This window comes from Photobacterium aquae, assembly GCF_001029445.1.
GTDB classification, from domain to species: Bacteria; Pseudomonadota; Gammaproteobacteria; order Enterobacterales; family Vibrionaceae; genus Photobacterium; species Photobacterium aquae.
Window position 1 is genome coordinate 91,731 of the sequence record NZ_LDOT01000020.1, and the last position, 17,062, is coordinate 108,792.

General features: G+C 53.0%; 13 protein-coding genes. 8 read left to right on the forward strand and 5 right to left on the reverse strand.

Annotated features, from left to right (window positions below; genetic code table 11):
- Positions 1–14 precede the first annotated feature (14 nt).
- Positions 15–3,470: a transcription-repair coupling factor gene (gene mfd / locus ABT56_RS13710; RefSeq protein WP_047879449.1), complete on the reverse strand. Its 3,456-nt coding sequence runs from the start codon at positions 3,468–3,470 to the stop codon at positions 15–17.
- 7 nt (positions 3,471–3,477) lie between these two features.
- Positions 3,478–4,053 (reverse strand): PilZ domain-containing protein, encoded by a 576-nt coding sequence (locus ABT56_RS13715; protein ID WP_047879450.1) that lies wholly within the window; start codon positions 4,051–4,053, stop codon positions 3,478–3,480.
- Between the two features lie 186 nt (positions 4,054–4,239).
- Between ABT56_RS13715 and lolC the strand changes: the two genes are divergently transcribed.
- From lolC to lolE, 3 genes are read left to right on the forward strand one after another with little or no spacing between them, the layout of a single operon-like run.
- Positions 4,240–5,448 carry a lipoprotein-releasing ABC transporter permease subunit LolC gene (gene lolC / locus ABT56_RS13720; protein WP_047879451.1) on the forward strand — a complete coding sequence of 403 codons (1,209 nt, stop codon included), beginning with the start codon at positions 4,240–4,242 and terminating at the stop codon, positions 5,446–5,448.
- On the forward strand, positions 5,441–6,130 hold the full coding sequence (gene lolD, locus ABT56_RS13725; protein ID WP_047879452.1) for a lipoprotein-releasing ABC transporter ATP-binding protein LolD: 690 nt from the start codon (positions 5,441–5,443) through the stop codon (positions 6,128–6,130). The genes lolC and lolD overlap by 8 nt, the downstream gene beginning before the upstream one ends.
- Positions 6,130–7,374, forward strand: coding sequence for a lipoprotein-releasing ABC transporter permease subunit LolE (gene lolE, locus ABT56_RS13730; RefSeq protein WP_047879453.1), 1,245 nt, complete (start codon positions 6,130–6,132; stop codon positions 7,372–7,374). The genes lolD and lolE overlap by 1 nt, the downstream gene beginning before the upstream one ends.
- A 183-nt stretch (positions 7,375–7,557) precedes the next feature.
- Here the strand turns inward: lolE and ABT56_RS13735 are convergent, their stop codons facing one another.
- Positions 7,558–8,076: a DUF2062 domain-containing protein gene (locus tag ABT56_RS13735; RefSeq protein ID WP_047879454.1), complete on the reverse strand. Its 519-nt coding sequence runs from the start codon at positions 8,074–8,076 to the stop codon at positions 7,558–7,560.
- Between the two features lie 29 nt (positions 8,077–8,105).
- Between ABT56_RS13735 and ABT56_RS13740 the strand changes: the two genes are divergently transcribed.
- The 5 genes from ABT56_RS13740 to kdsB all read left to right on the forward strand — a co-directional run bounded on the left by ABT56_RS13740 (position 8,106) and on the right by kdsB (position 14,278).
- Positions 8,106–10,499, forward strand: coding sequence for a DNA internalization-related competence protein ComEC/Rec2 (locus ABT56_RS13740; protein ID WP_047879455.1), 2,394 nt, complete (start codon positions 8,106–8,108; stop codon positions 10,497–10,499).
- 98 nt (positions 10,500–10,597) lie between these two features.
- Positions 10,598–12,355: a lipid A ABC transporter ATP-binding protein/permease MsbA gene (msbA, locus tag ABT56_RS13745; protein WP_047879456.1), complete on the forward strand. Its 1,758-nt coding sequence runs from the start codon at positions 10,598–10,600 to the stop codon at positions 12,353–12,355.
- On the forward strand, positions 12,355–13,371 hold the full coding sequence (gene lpxK / locus ABT56_RS13750; protein WP_047879457.1) for a tetraacyldisaccharide 4'-kinase: 1,017 nt from the start codon (positions 12,355–12,357) through the stop codon (positions 13,369–13,371). The genes msbA and lpxK overlap by 1 nt, the downstream gene beginning before the upstream one ends.
- Entirely contained in the window at positions 13,352–13,531 is a 180-nt protein-coding gene (locus tag ABT56_RS13755) for a Trm112 family protein (RefSeq protein ID WP_047879458.1), read from the forward strand. Before lpxK ends, ABT56_RS13755 begins: the two co-directional genes overlap by 20 nt.
- Complete coding sequence (kdsB, locus tag ABT56_RS13760) at positions 13,532–14,278, forward strand: 3-deoxy-manno-octulosonate cytidylyltransferase (RefSeq protein WP_047879459.1); 747 nt, start codon at positions 13,532–13,534, stop codon at positions 14,276–14,278.
- Between the two features lie 197 nt (positions 14,279–14,475).
- Here the strand turns inward: kdsB and ABT56_RS13765 are convergent, their stop codons facing one another.
- Together ABT56_RS13765 and elyC are read right to left on the reverse strand one after the other, a co-directional pair.
- Positions 14,476–15,858: an L-cystine transporter gene (locus ABT56_RS13765; protein ID WP_047879460.1), complete on the reverse strand. Its 1,383-nt coding sequence runs from the start codon at positions 15,856–15,858 to the stop codon at positions 14,476–14,478.
- A 361-nt stretch (positions 15,859–16,219) separates the two neighbouring features.
- On the reverse strand, positions 16,220–17,011 hold the full coding sequence (gene elyC, locus ABT56_RS13770; protein ID WP_047879461.1) for an envelope biogenesis factor ElyC: 792 nt from the start codon (positions 17,009–17,011) through the stop codon (positions 16,220–16,222).
- Positions 17,012–17,062 lie beyond the last annotated feature (51 nt).

A 17,062-nucleotide genomic window follows, 5' to 3' on the forward strand; every position in this document is an offset into this window, starting at 1 on the left:
ATTTGTGCTCTCTATTATAGAGTGTTTTCTGCCAGTTTTGTTAAAAGGCCGTCAACATATTTCATTCGTGTCTGTTTGTCACTCATTGGTGCCATCATTTTCAGTTTGGTCGGCCCTTCCATTCGGAAATGCTGAGGCTCGGACTGAAGCAGACCCACCAAGAAGCCAGGATCAATGGAGGCATTGGCATTGAATTCAATATACCCGCCTTTTTCGCCGGCTTCGATTTTGTTGATACCAATCCCTGCCGCCTTGAGCTTGAGCTGGTTGAGCATCAGTAGGTTCTTGGTCGCATCCGGCAATAGGCCGAAGCGGTCAATCAACTCGACTTTCAGCTCGCTGATGGCATTTTCGCTGTCTGTGCTGGCGATACGCTTGTAGAGCGACAGGCGGGTATTGATATCTGGGATGAAGTCATCAGGCAGCAAGGCCGGTACCCTGAGTTCAATTTCCGTCTGCTGGCGCAATAGATCGTCAAGCGATGGTTCTTTGCCTTCTTTCAGAGCCTCGACAGCTTGTTCGAGCATCTCCATGAACAGCGTGAAACCAACAGATTGGATCTGGCCGCTTTGTTCGTCGCCCAGTAGCTCGCCCGCTCCGCGAATTTCAAGGTCATGGGTCGCCAAGGTGAAACCAGCCCCCAAATCTTCCAGCGAGGCAATGGCCTCTAGGCGCTTGACGGCGTCCTTGGTCATACGTTTCGGATGCGGTGTCAGCAAGTAGGCGTAGGCTTGGTGGTGCGAGCGTCCTACTCGTCCCCGAAGCTGGTGCAGCTGCGCCAAACCCAAGTGATCTGCACGGTTGATGATAATGGTATTGGCGGTAGGCACATCAATACCGGTTTCGATAATTGTGGTACACACCAGCAAATTAAATCGTTGGTGATAGAAATCACTCATGATTTTTTCGAGATCTCGCTCACGCATTTGGCCGTGGGCAACGGTGATCCGTGCTTCGGGGATCAGGGCGGCGAGATCGTCAGCCATCTTGTTGATGGACTCGACATCGTTGTGGAGGAAGTAGATCTGCCCGCCACGCATGATTTCACGAAGTACGGCTTCGCGAATCAGTACGTCGTCGTTTTCGCGAACGAATGTCTTGATTGCCAGTCGGCGTGCCGGTGGCGTTGCGATGATCGACAAGTCGCGCATTCCGCTCATTGCCATATTCAGGGTACGCGGGATCGGGGTTGCGGTCAGGGTCAGGATATCCACGTCTGCACGCAATGCCTTGACCTTCTCTTTCTGGCGGACACCAAAGCGGTGCTCTTCGTCGACGATGAGAAGGCCGAGATCATGGTATTTGACCTGAGCGTTGAGCAGCTTGTGGGTGCCGATCAGGATATCGATCTTGCCTTCGCCGACATCGGCCAGAATTTGCTTCTGCTCTTTGGCCGTCTTGAAGCGAGACAGAACTTCTACCCGTACCGGTGTATTGGCAAAGCGATCACGGAAGTTTTCGAAATGCTGCTGGGCAAGCAAGGTGGTTGGTACCAGAACGGTGACTTGCTTGCTGTTATCCACGGCCACGAAAGCAGCGCGCATCGCCACTTCGGTCTTGCCGAAGCCGACATCGCCGCACACCAGGCGGTCCATCGCTTTGGCTTGGCACATATCGGACAGAACGGCATTGATGGCCATCGCTTGGTCATGGGTTTCCTCGAACGGGAAGCCGGTGCAGAAGTCGGCATATGCCTCGCGGTCGAGATTGAACTTGAAGCCGGGCTTGAGCTCACGCTTGGCGTAGACATCAAGCAGCTCGGCTGCGACATCCCGGACTTTTTCAGCAGCTTTTCTGCGGGCTTTGGCCCAAGCTTCACCGCCCAGTTTGTGGATCGGCGCGGTTTCTTCTGCGCCGCCTGAGTACCGGCTGATCAAATGTAGCGAGGCGACCGGGACGTATAACTTGGCGCCGCCTTGGTATTCGAGGGTGACGAACTCGGTTTTCATCCCGCCGGCATCGAGGGTTTGCAGACCCTGATAGCGGCCGATACCGTGGTCGACGTGAACAACGGGCTGGCCCACTTGGAGCTCGGCAAGGTTGCGGATGATGGTGTCGCTGTTGACGACCTTCTTGTCATCGCGTCGGCGACGTTGAACGACACGTTCGCCCAGCAGGTCGCTTTCGCAGATCAGGGCGATAGCAGGATCGGCCAAGACAAAACCCTGTTCGGCCGCGCCGATAATCAGGCTGGTTTTGCCCGGTACAGCCATAGCCTCGCTCAATGATGCGCAGACCATAGGGCGCAGCTTGATCCTTGCCAGCAGATCAAGCAAGGCTTCGCGGCGGCCTTCAGACGCCACCGAGAAAATAACTTGGCCCGGGTAGCTTTCGATAAACTTGCGCAGTTCGCCCAGCGGCTCTTTGAGCTGGTGGTTGATGGTCAGCGTTGGGATTGGCTGCAATGCCGGGTTGAACCTGCCGCCTTTTTCAGGCTCGGCATCCCCGCGCAGGCGTACTTGAGGCATGGCTTTGAACTGGCCGAACATTTCGTCTTTGTTCAGCCAGAGCTCATGGGGCTCAAGCAGCGGGCGTAGTGGATCAACTCGACGCTGGTCGTAACGATAGGCCGCGTCTTTGAGGAAGAGATCTGCGGCTTCTTCGAGATTGCCGATAGTCAGGAGTAGGCTGCTATCCGGCAGGTAGTCGAACAGGGTTTCGGTTTGTTCGAAAAAGAGTGGTTGCCAGTATTCGATACCGGCTGGCCAGGTCTTCTTGCTGACTTGCTGGTAGATGGATTCTGGTTCGCGGCGGGCCTCGAATCGTTCGCGCCAGCGCATTCTGAAGCTCTCGATAGCCAGATCATCGGTTGGGAACTCGTGGGCCGGCAACAAGCGAATACTGTCTATTTCACCGGTCGAGCGCTGGGTTTCAGGGTCGAACTGGCGGATCGAGTCGACTTCGTCATCGAAGAAATCGATACGGAACGGATGCTGGCTGCCCATCGGGAACAAATCAAGCAGCGAGCCGCGGCTAGCGTATTCACCGTGTTCCATAACCTGATCAACGTGGCGGTAGCCCGAGGCGTCGAGTTTCAGGCGCAGTTTTTCCAGCGAAAGCCGGTCGTTGCAGCTCACCAAAAGCGCATGTTGGTGGATGAATGATTGTGGTGTCAGGCGTTGTAGCAGCGTGCTGACGGGTACCAATACGACGCCGCGAGCTTGGTTGGGGAAATTATACAGCCGTGATAAGCGATCGGAGATAATGTCTTGGTGCGGCGAGAAGTTGTCGTAGGGCAGGGTTTCCCAGTCGGGGAACACGCTGACGTCCTGCGTGGTGAATTGGCTGATTTCCGGCTGCAGACGCAGCGCAGTTTGGGTATCAGGGACAACGGTTAGCAATGGTCCTTGATGGTTTTCCGCCAATTCAGCAATCGACAGCGCCAAGGCTGCCCCGGAAACATTGCCGATATAACAGGCATCACCCGGTTTGTTCGGCAAGGGGAGAGAAAGAATAGTCGTATTGGTCATTGGGGTATTAATTCTCTGTGCGCTGTTGCGCCCGCTGGCGCAGGAATTTTTGTTGGAAGTGCAGGGCCGCACGGATAATGATGTCGCGATCGGCTTCCAGCAAATGGGTGTAAGAAAGCGTGATTTCCGCTTGTTTGTGTTCGGCTTCTTGCTGGCACTCGCTCACCTCGGCATAGGCATAGATTGCCGCCGTCGGTTTGTCGAGGAAGATTTTTAGGCGGACAGCTTGGCCTACAGCTAGGGGGGTATCCGATAGATAGGTCAGCTTGCTGGCACCGAAGGTAGTTGTGACGAAGCGGTGTTCAGCGTGATCTTGCTGGGCCATGATAAAACCAAGCATGAGGTTGATCTTATTGTTTTGGGCAACCAGATAATCACTAAGTGACTGAAATTCCTTTTTATTAAGCTGAGTCAGTGAGCGCTCCATATTGTCATCTATGGCACTGCATTCGCTGGCGATGCGAAAGAGCGGTGGGATCTCTTGCAAGAAGGCTTCGTTGCTAGGGACGATGGCCTGAGGTTCCAGTGGTTCTACATTAATGGTCAACCCAGCATGGACTGAAAAATACTCGTCCTGATTCATGTTGCACTCACAATAAATTATCTATTCTTCGATTATCACCTAGCAAACACCCCGGGGCAAGTCGGTGGCTGGTAACTGCCATCTTTAGCGTCTGTTTTTACATTACTTTTGCTAAGCTCAATGGTAATTGGGTGCTGCAGAAGGTATCCTTCACGGCAGTTTTTTCAGGATGGTTTTGTCATATTTATGTTTCATCCCGTTTCGTTTTTTATTGGGTTGCGCTATTTGCGGGGGCGATCTGGCGATAGATTCAGTCGTTTTGTCTCCTATATGTCGACAGCCGGGATCACTATTGGCGTTCTGTCGCTAGTGACGGTGTTATCTGTGATGAATGGCTTTGAAGAGCAGCTGAAATCGCGGATCCTCGGTGTGATGCCTCAGGCTGTGATATCGACGGCCGAAGGGCATTTGCACCGTACCGCCGAGCCGCCCGCGGCGTTGGGTCAATTGCCCGATGTCGGCGTCGTTACGCCGATTACTCGGAGTGAGACCATTATGCAAAGTGCCAAGTCGATTGCGGCTGGCATGTTGCTTGGTATCGATCCGACAGTGTATGAGCCGGTTGGCTACTATGTTAGCCGAGGGGATATCGACGATCTTCAGCCGGGAAGCTACAAGGTGATTCTTGGTCAGTCGCTGGCGAATAATCTTGGGGTAAAGGTTGGCGATAAAATCCGTCTGATGGTAACCAGTGCCAGCCAGTACACGCCGATTGGCCGCATTCCTAGCCAGCGTAATTTTGAGGTGGCGGGTTTGTACAACACTGGTTCGGATGTTGATAGCCAACTGGTGCTGGTCAATATCGAAGATGCTGGCCGCTTGCTCCGTTTCAAAAAAGGCGAGATCACCGGTTGGCGTTTGTTTGTCGATGATCCTTTCGTGGTTGCTGATCTGGCGGCGCTTCCTTTGCCTGATGGTCTTGTTTGGAGTGACTGGCGCGAACAGCGCGGCGAGTTGTTTCAGGCGGTCAAGATGGAAAAGAACATGATGGGCCTGATGTTGGGGCTGATCATCGGTGTGGCTGCGTTTAATATCATCACGGCCTTGATTATGGTGGTGATGGAAAAACAGGCAGAAGTTGCCATCTTGAAAACACAAGGTATGACCAGCCGCCAGTTAATGACGGTATTTATGGTTCAGGGCGCAAGCAGCGGCGTTATCGGTGCATTGATCGGTGGTCTGCTGGGTATCTTGCTGGCCTATAACCTGAACAGCGTAATGTCCCTTCTTGGGGTAAGCTTGATTTCGGCAGGCGGCGAGCTGCCTGTTTTGATTCAGCCTTTGCAGGTTGTTGTTGTGATTGTCGGTGCGATTCTATTGAGTTTGCTGGCAACGGTTTTTCCTTCTTACCGGGCGGCATCGGTACGTCCAGCAGAGGCACTTCGTTATGAGTAATGCACTTTTAGTTTGTCAGGGATTGCGCAAAATTTACCGTGAAGCGCAGTTGGAGACCGAGGTTCTTAAAGGTGTGGGTTTTTCCCTTGAGCACAGTGAGCTGGTGGCGATTGTTGGGGCCTCGGGTTCGGGCAAGAGTACCTTGCTGCATGTGTTGGGGGCGTTGGATGATCCAACTAGCGGTGATGTTTTCTTCAAGGGCCAAAAGCTCAACGCGATGAACGCCAACCGCCAGGCCAAGCTGCGCAATCAGGAAATTGGCTTTGTTTACCAGTTCCATCACCTGCTGGCTGATTTCAGCGCGGTGGAAAACGTGGCAATGCCGCTGCTGATTGGCGGGATGAGTCCTGCACAGGCGAAATCACAGGCTCAGAGCATCTTGGAGCTGGTGGGGCTTAGCCACCGCTTCGACCATCGCCCGTCAGAGTTGAGTGGCGGTGAACGCCAACGGGTCGCTATCGCGCGTGCATTGGTCAATAAGCCGTCGTTGGTATTGGCCGATGAGCCGACCGGCAACCTCGACCATAAGACGGCGTTGGAGATCTACGATTTGATGCGCAAGCTGAACAAAGAATCAGGTACGGCATTTTTGGTCGTCACCCATGATAATGAATTGGCCAGCAAGCTTGATCGCTGTATGCACATGCAAGATGGCGAGTTGGTTCAAGTCGAGGTGGCCTGATGTTCCGTCCATTATCGTTATATATAGGTAAGCGTTTTAGCCGGGCTCGGCAGCGTAGCCGGATGGTGTCCTTTGTGTCGATGTCATCCACTCTGGGGATTGCCGTGGGCGTAGCCGTGATTATTATCGGCTTGTCGGCGATGAATGGATTTGAACGCGAGCTGCAAAATCGGGTGCTGTCGGTGATCCCGCACGGTGAGCTGGAAGCGGTACAGCCGCCTTTTGAGCATTGGCAGCCAGTGCTTGAACAAGTGGAAAAACATCCACGGGTAACCGCGGCCGCCCCGTATGTGCGTTTTACTGCGTTGCTTGAAAAAGGCAATAGCCTCAAGGCGGTTGAGGTGCGCGGGGTAGACCCGCATCAGTCGCATAAGGTCAGCTCTTTGCCTGATTTCGTTAAGGATAACGCTTGGAGCAAACTTCAAGCCGGTAAGCATCAGGTGATTTTGGGACAAGGCGTAGCTCAGAAGCTGGGGATAGGCGTGGGTGACTGGATCACCGCGATGATCCCTAATCCCGATGCCGATTTGAAGCTCAAAGCTCCGCACCGTATCCGACTACAGGTGATTGGCTTGCTGGCGCTGGCCGGCCAGATCGACCACAGCTTCGCCATTGTGCCGTTGGCCGATGCCCAGCAGTACCTCTCGATGGGTGAGGGCGTAACGGGGATCGAAATCAATGTCGATAACGTGCTTGATGCCAATCAGATCGTTCGTGAGGTTGGCTATACCTTGCCGGTGTATGTGTATCTGAAGAGCTGGAACCAGAAATATGGTTACCTGTACCGAGATATCCAGATGGTACGTACCATCATGTACCTGGTGATGGTATTGGTGATCGGTGTTGCCTGTTTCAATATCGTTTCTACCTTGATGATGGCGGTTAAGGAACGAGCCTCAGACATTGCGATTTTGCGCACAATGGGGGCGACAGACCGTTTAATCCGCTCTATTTTCATTTGGCACGGTATCATGTCCGGTGTGGTGGGGAGTTTGGTTGGTTCGGTGCTTGGCTCGCTGGTGGCAGTCAATCTGACCACGATTATTAGTTGGGTCGAAGGTATCATTGGCTACCATTTCCTGTCCGGCGATATTTATTTTGTCGATTTTCTGCCGAGCCAATTGGCGGTGCACGATGTCGCATTGGTGACCTTGACGGCGGTGATCCTCAGCTTGTTGGCGACATGGTATCCGGCTAAGCGGGCATGTGCATTGCAGCCAGCGTTGGTGTTGAGTGCTAAGTAATGTTGGCAGTGATGAGATAATTGTCAGGTTGCGCTCGTGCTGCAACCTGTCTGGCAAAATGGGCTGCAAGGAATGTAGCCCGTTATTTTGAAATGCCAATGATCTTTCAGAACAGCGATTTTTCGTTGTGCTTTGATAGGTAAGGCCATACAAAAAAACCTCGCTAGTGCGAGGTTTTTTTTATTAACGCAGTATCCGCAATTTTCGTTTTTGCCAGCTGCGGACAACTGAGTAGCGCCATAGTCCGCGGATACCCAAATAACCGAATAGGGCTGCGGCCAAACCACACACCATACAGCCGAGCAGAAATGGAGGGCCGATTTGGTTCATCTGGTGCAGCAGAAACTCCCAAGAAAGCTCGAAGTGAAAGGGGATCGGCGGCACGCTCATTATCCATGCCCCGAGTTTGTATGCGCCATAGAACAGAACCGGCATGGTGATTGGATTACTGATCCATACCAGACAGACCGACAGTGGCAAATTGACACTGAACAGGATCGCCAGTCCGGCCGCCATGATCATCTGGCTTGGCAGCGGGACGAAAGCCATAAACAGCCCTACCGCGAAGGCACCCGACGCCGAGCGGCGGTTAAGGCACCACAGGTTCGGGTTGTACAGCACATTACCGAAGATCTTCAGCGCTTTTTGCTGTTTGATCAGGTCGTGGCTGGGCATAAATCGTTTAATTACATGTCTAGGCATTGCGTATCTTTTCTTTCGAGGCTGCCCCTATGGTGAGAGAGGCCGCTGGGATTGCTCTTGGATTGCTATCGCTACATTACTGGCCGACATTGCCGCCTTATAGCGTCGTTATGATAGCCGTTGTGACTGGTAGCCTAGTGTCGGCTTATTTGCGGGAACGGCTTTTGATCTGCATCGTCTTTGGCGTTGTATTGGCTAATTATAGTGCCGTGGCGTATTTGGACGATGTTGAAACCGTAGCTGCCGAGCGGGGAGATATTACCATAATTGGCGAAGTTCGCAGCCTTATTAATCATAATATTCCCAATACTCTGTTCGAAATTGTAACGATCGATGATTCGTCGGCCGGGGGCTCTTTGCCTGCCGGATTGCGGCTGCATTTGCGCTGGGGGGCAGGTACTTTCGCCGGTGATACACAGCAGCCGATGCCCGATATCAAATTGGGCGAGCACTGGCAGTTTACCCTGCGCCTGAAACCGCCTTATGGCCGGGTGAATAGTGCTGGTTATGATCGCGAGCGTGATGCCGTGGGCAAGGGCATTCATGGTGTCGGGGTTATCCTTGATGCTGTGCAGTTGGATACGCCTGTAGGTTGGCATGATCACCTCCGCCAGACCATGTATCAGCAGGCAATCGCAATGACGCGCGATTTGCCTTTTGGCGCATATTTACTGGCATTGGGGTTTGGTGAAAGGACCGCGCTGACGGATCAAGATTGGCAACTGCTACGAGACAGCGGTCTGGCCCATCTGATGGCGATTTCCGGTTTGCATATTGGTCTGGCCGTGGTGATTGGCTGGCGGCTGGGCGGCATGTTGAGGGGTGTCGCGATAAATCTCTATTACCTGACGTGGTTACCGCTTTGGTGCGGGCTGCTGTTGGGGGGCGGCTATGCATGGCTGGCTGGGTTTACCGTACCAACCATACGGGCGTTGCTCATGAGCGTGGTGATACTGTTGCTGATGCGGCTACGAATTGGCTGGCCGCGCTGGCAGGTGTTGCTGGTGGCGTTTGCTGCATGTTTGATGATCAATCCGTTGGCGAGCTATACCGCGGGCTTTTGGCTCTCTTTTACTGCTGTCGCGATCATTATGTTTGCCGGTGTAGGCGGTGTCGGAAGGCAAGAACAACCTTCGGCGGTTAATCATGGGTGGCAATCGTTGCTGTTTTCAATCTGGGGGGCGGTACGGCAGCTCTTTGTGATGCAGCTGGCCTTGTTGCTCTTGATGCTGCCGGTACAGTGGTTGTGGTTTGGCGGTTTTGCATGGCTGGCCCCGTTGGTGAATTTGCTGGCTGTGCCTTGGGTGAGTTTGCTGACGGTGCCTATGGTTCTGCTGGCTGTTGGCTTATCGTGGTGGCCTGCTCTGTCCGGGCTGGGGTGGTGGGCGGCGGATCTTAGCCTCAAGCCGGTGATGTGGCTGGCGGGCTTGGCGCAAGGGGCATGGCTGCCGCTGACTGGGGATATGGCTGGTGGCTTGCTTGGGCTGGCCGTATTGGCTTGTCTGATCTGGTTGCTGCCTGTTCGTCGATACGCCGCCCTGTTGGTGAGTGGTGCATTGATTGTATTGGCACTGATGCCATTCGATGGGCCGACCTCAGGTTCGGGGGAGCGTGAGGTCGAAGAGGGCCCCGCGCCAGTATTTATCGATATGCTGGATGTGGGGCATGGTTTGGCGGTACTAATTAGTACAGGTCAAGGGGCAGTGCTTTACGATACCGGCAATGCATGGCCCGGTGGCAGTATCGCCAGTGCCGTGATTGAGCCGGTGTTAAGGCAGCGAGGTTACGAGAGGCTCGATGGCCTTATCCTCAGTCATGGTGATAGCGACCACGCGGGCGGGGCAGAGTATTTGATCCGTCATTTTTCGCCCAGCTGGATGCGCAGCAGTGATCACCGCGATGGTTTCTCGTCCTGTGTCCGTGGTGAAACGTGGTTATGGCAGGGGCTGGAGTTTCGCGCCTTGTGGCCGCCTAAGCGTGTCAGGCGGGCGGCGAACCCGCATTCGTGTGTGATTGCGCTTGGTTATGCCAATGCCCCGCCGTTTATGTTGCTGACCGGTGATATTGATGCGATTTCCGAACTACTGTTGGCACGCCTTGAACCGGATCTGACACCTGAGATATTGACCGTGCCGCACCACGGTAGCTTGACCTCTTCCTCCCGAACCTGGCTGACAGCAATGCGGCCTGAGGTGGCCTTGGTCTCGGCTGCCCGCTTTAATCCTTGGCGACTGCCTAATCCGGAGATACGTAGACGATACGTTGCGATGGGCAGCCAATGGCTCTCTACGGCCGATCATGGCCAGATTTCGATCACACGGGTCGGTAATGAGATGGAGATCGTGCGCTATCGGCAAGATATTCGTCCGGGCTGGTTTAGGCCGCGTCCCAGCAGAGTCGGGGAGAATCCTAAAACTGACTGAATCTTGGGCAGTTTGGTAACCGGTTCGGTGAACTTATTTGGTCACTCGGCGGGAACAGAGTAGAATGTGAGAATTCATTTCAAGAAAAAATGGTTTCCATGACACAACCCAAAGATCAAACTACCTGGGAAACGTTCAAGCAACTTTGGCCGTCGATTAGTCTGTATAAGACGGGTCTTGCCGTTGCCTCTGTCGCGCTTATTGTCAACGCTGCCAGCGATGCGCTGATGCTCTCGATGATCAAGCCGCTGATGGATGAAAGTTTTGGTGGGCTGGATGCCCTCGACAGTAACTTCTTGGCGATGATGCCGTTGTACTTGTTGGGATTGATGCTGGTGCGCGGCATCAGTAGTTTCGCCTCTTCCTACTGCCTCGCCTGGGTTTCGGGCAATGTGGTGATGCGTTTGCGTCGTCAGTTGTTCAATCATTTTATGAAGATGCCGGTCAGCTTTTTTGATCAGGAGTCTTCGGGCAAATTGCTGTCACGGATCACCTATGACTCCGAACAGGTTGCCTCGGCAACGAGTGGGGCATTGGTCAGTCTCGTGCGTGAAGGTGCATCCATCATCGCGCTTATGGCCATTATGTTTTACAACAGCTGGCAGCTTTCGGCGATCTTGCTGGTTATCGCCCCGATTGTTGCTCTGTCTATTCGAATTGTCTCCAAGCGTTTTCGCCGTATATCAACCAATATGCAAGACGCGATGGGCTCGGTGACCTCCTCGGCCGAGCAGATGCTTAAAGGCCATAAAGTCGTTCTGAGCTACGGTGGTCAGCAGGTTGAACAGGCTCGTTTCGAAGAAGTTAGCAACCGGATGCGCCAGCAAACGATGAAGCTGGTTTCTGCGCAGGCCATTGCCAACCCGGTGATCCAGCTGATTGCCTCTATGGCTTTGGTTGTGGTGCTTATTCTTGCCAATACTGATTCGCTGCGTGAGTCATTGACGCCGGGTACGTTTGCCCTGATTTTCGGTTCGATGTTCGGCTTGATGCGTCCGCTTAAGGCATTGACCAACGTAACGTCGCAGTTCCAGCGTGGTATGGCGGCTTGCCAGACTTTGTTTGGTCTGATGGAGCTTGAATCAGAAAAAGATCATGGTCAGCACGAAATTGAGCGTGTGAAAGGGGATATCAAGGTCGATAACGTGACCTTTACCTACCCAACCAAAGATACTCCGGCATTGCGTAACGTAAGCTTTGATCTTCCAGCCGGCCAGACGCTGGCATTGGTTGGGCGTTCCGGCTCGGGCAAGAGTACGATTGCCAATTTGCTGACGCGTTTTTACGACATCGACAGCGGTAATATCGTTCTGGATAACCACGGTATCTGTGACTATACCCTGAGCAACCTTCGTGATCAGGTGGCTGTTGTCTCGCAGAACGTACATTTGTTCAATGACACCATTGCCAACAATATTGCTTACGCCAGTGGCGACAAGTATACCCGTGAAGACATCGAAAAGGCCGCCAAGCTGGCCCATGCGATGGACTTTATCAGCGGGATGGACAACGGCTTGGATACGGTGATTGGCGAGAACGGCGTCAGCCTATCGGGCGGCCAGCGTCAGCGTATTGCCATTGCCCGAGCGCTGCTGCGTGATGCGCCGGTGCTGATTCTTGATGAGGCAACTTCTGCGCTTGATACCGAGTCAGAGCGTGCGATTCAGGCAGCGTTGGATGAGTTGCAAAAAGACCGTACCGTACTGGTTATTGCTCACCGTTTGTCGACAATCGAGAATGCAGATCAGATCTTGGTGGTCGATGAAGGCGAGATCATCGAGCGCGGTGTTCACGCTGAGTTGCTGGCAAAAAATGGTGCTTATGCCCAGCTTCACCGTATTCAGTTTGGTGAGTGATGGCGTCGGTTATTGAAAAAATTTGGTTTGGCAGCCATCCTGCGGGATGGTTGCTCAAACCGCTGCTGTGGCCGCTGAGCAAACTGTTTGGTGTGATCAGCCGCCGCCGTCGGCAGCAGTATCGCTCCGGAGGCAAGCAAGCATACCGAGCCCAAGTGCCCGTGGTTGTGGTGGGAAATATCACCGCTGGCGGCAATGGCAAAACGCCGGTTGTTGTTTGGCTGGTGGAGCAGTTACTTGCTGCGGGCATGAAACCGGGCGTGGTGTCGCGTGGCTATGGCGGCAAGGCTCCTCATTATCCCTACCGCTTGGATGACACCAGTACCACGGCGCAGGCGGGTGATGAGCCGGTGCTTATTTACCGTCGAACCGGGGTGCCTGTTGCCGTTTCGCCCAAACGTGCTGAAGCGGTGGCCATGATCGAAAATGACGTCGATGTCATTATTACCGATGATGGTTTGCAGCATTATGCGCTGGAACGCGATATTGAAATTGTGGTGATTGATGGCCAGCGCCGTTTCGGTAATGAGCAGCTGATCCCCCTTGGCCCGTTGCGTGAAGGCTGCGAGCGTCTTGCCGAAGTGGATTTCCTGATTTGCAATGGCGGCCAGCCGCAGGATAACGAAATCCCGATGGTGCTGTCTCCTTCGCCATTGGTGAATTTGGTGACAGGGGAAAAGTGCCAGCCGGAGGCATTAACGGGGGACGTTGTAGCCCTTGCGGGTATCGGTCATCCACCGCGCTTTTTCCACACGCTGGAGCAGCAGGGGATCTATCCTGTTCACTGTCAGCCTTTTAAGGATCATCAGGCCTTTGATGATCAGCAATTACAGCAACTTGCCGCGATGGGTCAGTATCTAGTGATGACTGAAAAAGATGCGGTGAAGTGCTATTCTTTCGCTCAACCAAATTGGTGGTATTTGCCTGTTGATGCAACGCTGCCAGAGGATCAGGCTGAAAACCTGATTAACCGGATTATAAAGGTAAAGGAAAATTATGGATCATCGTCTGCTTGAAATCGTTGCATGCCCAGTTTGCAAGGGCAAACTAAACTTCGATAAAGAAAAAGGTGAGCTGATCTGCAAATTTGATCGCCTGGCTTATCCGATCAAGGACGGTATCCCTGTTCTTTTGGAGCCAGAAGCTCGCACTCTGAGTATGGATGAGGTGAAGTAAATGACGTTTTCGGTAATTATTCCGGCACGTTATCAGTCAACCCGCCTGCCTGGCAAACCGTTGGCCGATATCGGCGGCAAGCCGATGGTTCAGTGGGTATATGAGCAGGCGAGCAAATCGGGTGCCGAACGCGTGATCGTAGCTACCGACGATGAACGCGTCGCAGAGGTTGTACGCAACTTTGGCGGTGACGTTTGCCTGACCCGTGCCGATCATGAATCGGGTACGGAGCGACTGGCGGAAGTGGTCGAGAAATATGGCCTTGCCGATGATCATATTGTGGTTAACGTGCAAGGTGATGAGCCGCTGATCCCTGAAGCCATTATTCGTCAGGTGGCGATGAACCTTTCAGCTAGCAAGGCTCCGATGGCGACGTTGGCGGTGGAGATTGACCATGCCGATGAGGTGTTCAACCCGAATGCCGTCAAGGTTGTCACCGACAAGGATGGCTATGCGCTGTATTTCAGCCGCGCCTCGATTCCTTGGGATCGTGACAATTTTGCCAAGCGTCCGCAGGAGATTCACCGTAACCTGATGCGTCACATTGGTATCTACGCGTACCGTGCTGGTTTTATTAATACCTACATTAACTGGGAACCGAGTACTCTGGAAAAGATCGAGTCACTCGAGCAGCTTCGCGTACTGTGGTACGGCGAGAAAATCCATGTTGATGTTGCGCTAGAAACGCCGCCAGCCGGGGTGGATACGCCTGAAGACCTAGAAAAAGTTCGTCAGCTGGTTAGCTAAGTAACGTAATGTGCTGAATATAAAAAGTGGTGTGAGAACGCCACTTTTTTTATGTCTGTTGCATACCCACCTAAGTACATAATCAACCATTTTTCTTACGCTATTTATGACCTATTTTGTCACTGTGATAGGTCTCATACGAAAATGCCCCAAGACGTTAGTCTCGGGGCATTTGTTTTTTCAAGGCTAGCTCGCGATTAAGCCTTGGCGGTGTCGACAGTCTCTTCGCTGTTGAAGATGTCCTGATCTGCCTGACCGAGGAGGCGTGATGTAATGGTACCTGCCGTCATCGAACCACTCACATTGATAGCCGTACGGCCCATATCAATCAATGGCTCGATTGAAATGAGTAGGCCAGCCAGCGCAACAGGCATATCCATCGCAGAGAGAACAATCAGGGCTGCGAATGTTGCACCGCCGCCGACACCGGCAATGCCGAATGAACTGATGGTGACAATGGCAATCAGGGTTAGCATGAAGCTTGGGTCTAGCGGATTGATACCGATAGTTGGCGCAATCATGACAGCCAGCATGGCAGGGTAAAGACCGGCACAGCCGTTTTGTCCCATCGTCGCACCGAAAGATGCCGAGAAGTTTGCGACACCTTCTCCGTTGCCCAGTTTTTTAACTTGGGTGTCAACGTTTAGCGGGATCGTTCCTGCACTTGAGCGTGAGGTGAATGCAAACGTCAGTACAGGGAGAATTTTCTTGAGGTAACGGACCGGGTTGACGCCGACCACGCTGACCAATAGTAGGTGCATGACCAGAATCAGGCCGAGGCCGACATAGGATGCCGCGACAAAGTTAATCAGGCTTAGAATGTCATCGTAGTTTGAGCCAGCAACCACTTTGGTCATCAGTGCCAGTACACCGTAAGGGGTCAGGCTTAGCACCAAACGGACCAGCGTACGTACGACTTCTTGGGCCACGTTGATGAACTTTTCGAGACTCTCGCCCAATTCCGGGTTGGTGCGGATCACGGTCAGTCCGGCAACACCGACGAATGCCGAGAAGATCACCACGGCGATGGTGGAGGTTGGGCGGCTGCCTGCTAGATCGGCAAACGGGTTACCGGGGAAGAACGAAATGATCATGTCGGCGAACGACAGGGTTTCCACGCTGCTCAGGCGAGTTTGCAGCATTTCGCCACGGGCGATCTCGCGGGCACCCTGAACGATACCGTCAGCGGTTAGGCCAAACAGGTTGCTGACCAGAATACCGATCAGCGCGGATACTGCGGTGGTAGCAAGCAGGATACCGATACTCAAAACGGAAATTTTGCCCAGTGATCCGGAATCTTTTACCTTGATAATTGCGCCGATAATAGACACAAGGATCAATGGCATGATGATCATTTTCAGTAAGCTGACATAGCCTGCGCCAACAATGTTAACGTATTCCAGCGTATTGGAAATGACATCGCTGCCGCCGCCATAGATAAACTGCAGGGCACCGCCGAACAATACCCCGAGGCCGAGGCTGGTGAAGACACGTTTTGACAGTGTCTGTTCGGTTTTTTGCTGTTTCACCAGCAAACCAATGAGCAGTGCGAAGACCGCAAGGTTAATGATGGTATGCATGCTTTACTTCCTAGATGGGCAATTGGCCCAAAAATTGACTGAGCTAATAATGTGGTTTTCGAGGATTTTATGATTTGCATACCAAAATCGGAATGGTTTTTTATTACTTTTGATATAAGAAAAAGTAACTAAGTAAAACAAAAAAGAATAAGGATGACTTATTGCTCAGAGTGATAACAAAGTTAGCGGTATTTCGCTTGCATAAGACAGGCTATATATGCCAATGGGGGCTTATTTCGCAAAGAGGTTGGTCTGGCGCAATGCGGATGATGCGGATAGAGCAGGGCTGTGGCAGGCTGTCTATGGTCGGTTTGAGTGGAGAAAATGACCGGCCTCGCCTGTAGCTTGGCCGGTTGGAGTCTTATTGGGCTGGCGAAGGTTCGCTAGGCCGTTCAGTGAGCAGGTCACGCAGCTGATGCCACCAGTGGCCCATTTTTTCGTGCCAATAACGCTCGGTTTGCTCAAGGTACTTGGCTGACGGGCGGTAACGGTCCCACGGCTCTTTGATTTTGTTGCTAGCCAAGAAGTTGGTCGGTGCCGGAGTTGGGTTTAGCCCGACGGAATTGAATTCTTGGATGGCTCGTTTCATATGGCTGGCTGAGGTAACAACCACCAGCTTGCTTTGCCCTACGACGGACTTCGCTTGAAACGCTTCTTCATTGGTATCCCGGGCGGTTTCCAGCAGCAGGATATCGTTTTTGTGTACGCCAAGCGCCAGTGCGACTTTGGCCATCATCCTCGCTTGGCTTATATCAGAACCGCCCCCGTAGCCGGAGAGGATCAGTTTGGAGCCGGGGAAAAAGCGGTGGATGCGGATCCCTTCGGTCAGGCGAACCATCGCAGTACGCGATAGCTGCGAGGTAATGGGCATCGCATCATCGATGACATGGCCGCTACCGAGCACCATGACGTATTCAACGATTTTTCCCGAGGGTACGTAGGGCGGGTAGGCTTTTTCCAGCGGGCGCAACAGGCTTGTTGCAACAGGTTGGAATGACACCAAGAAAATACCCAGAAAGGCGAAACTGATAAACAACGAAGCCAAGCCTTTGCGACGGGTAAACCAGAGCAATAGCAGGCCGAATAGCCCTAACATCAGCAATGCCGGGAGTGGCATTAAAAATGCTGAGACAATTTTTTTGAGTTCAAACATGAAATGTCGTCCGAAAAATCAGCAGTTGAGCTTGAAAAAGCACCACAAGCC

Coding starts and splice junctions, on each gene's coding strand:
- ABT56_RS13715 (WP_047879450.1), bottom strand. CDS start 4,053: ATGAATCAGGACGAGTATTTTTCAGTCCATGCTGGGTTGACCATTAAT.
- lpxK (WP_047879457.1), top strand. CDS start 12,355: ATGGCGTCGGTTATTGAAAAAATTTGGTTTGGCAGCCATCCTGCGGGA.
- lolC (WP_047879451.1), top strand. CDS start 4,240: ATGTTTCATCCCGTTTCGTTTTTTATTGGGTTGCGCTATTTGCGGGGG.
- lolE (WP_047879453.1), top strand. CDS start 6,130: ATGTTCCGTCCATTATCGTTATATATAGGTAAGCGTTTTAGCCGGGCT.
- ABT56_RS13735 (WP_047879454.1), bottom strand. CDS start 8,076: ATGCCTAGACATGTAATTAAACGATTTATGCCCAGCCACGACCTGATC.
- msbA (WP_047879456.1), top strand. CDS start 10,598: ATGACACAACCCAAAGATCAAACTACCTGGGAAACGTTCAAGCAACTT.
- elyC (WP_047879461.1), bottom strand. CDS start 17,011: ATGTTTGAACTCAAAAAAATTGTCTCAGCATTTTTAATGCCACTCCCG.
- mfd (WP_047879449.1), bottom strand. CDS start 3,470: ATGACCAATACGACTATTCTTTCTCTCCCCTTGCCGAACAAACCGGGT.
- ABT56_RS13755 (WP_047879458.1), top strand. CDS start 13,352: ATGGATCATCGTCTGCTTGAAATCGTTGCATGCCCAGTTTGCAAGGGC.
- ABT56_RS13765 (WP_047879460.1), bottom strand. CDS start 15,858: ATGCATACCATCATTAACCTTGCGGTCTTCGCACTGCTCATTGGTTTG.
- ABT56_RS13740 (WP_047879455.1), top strand. CDS start 8,106: ATGGTGAGAGAGGCCGCTGGGATTGCTCTTGGATTGCTATCGCTACAT.
- kdsB (WP_047879459.1), top strand. CDS start 13,532: ATGACGTTTTCGGTAATTATTCCGGCACGTTATCAGTCAACCCGCCTG.
- lolD (WP_047879452.1), top strand. CDS start 5,441: ATGAGTAATGCACTTTTAGTTTGTCAGGGATTGCGCAAAATTTACCGT.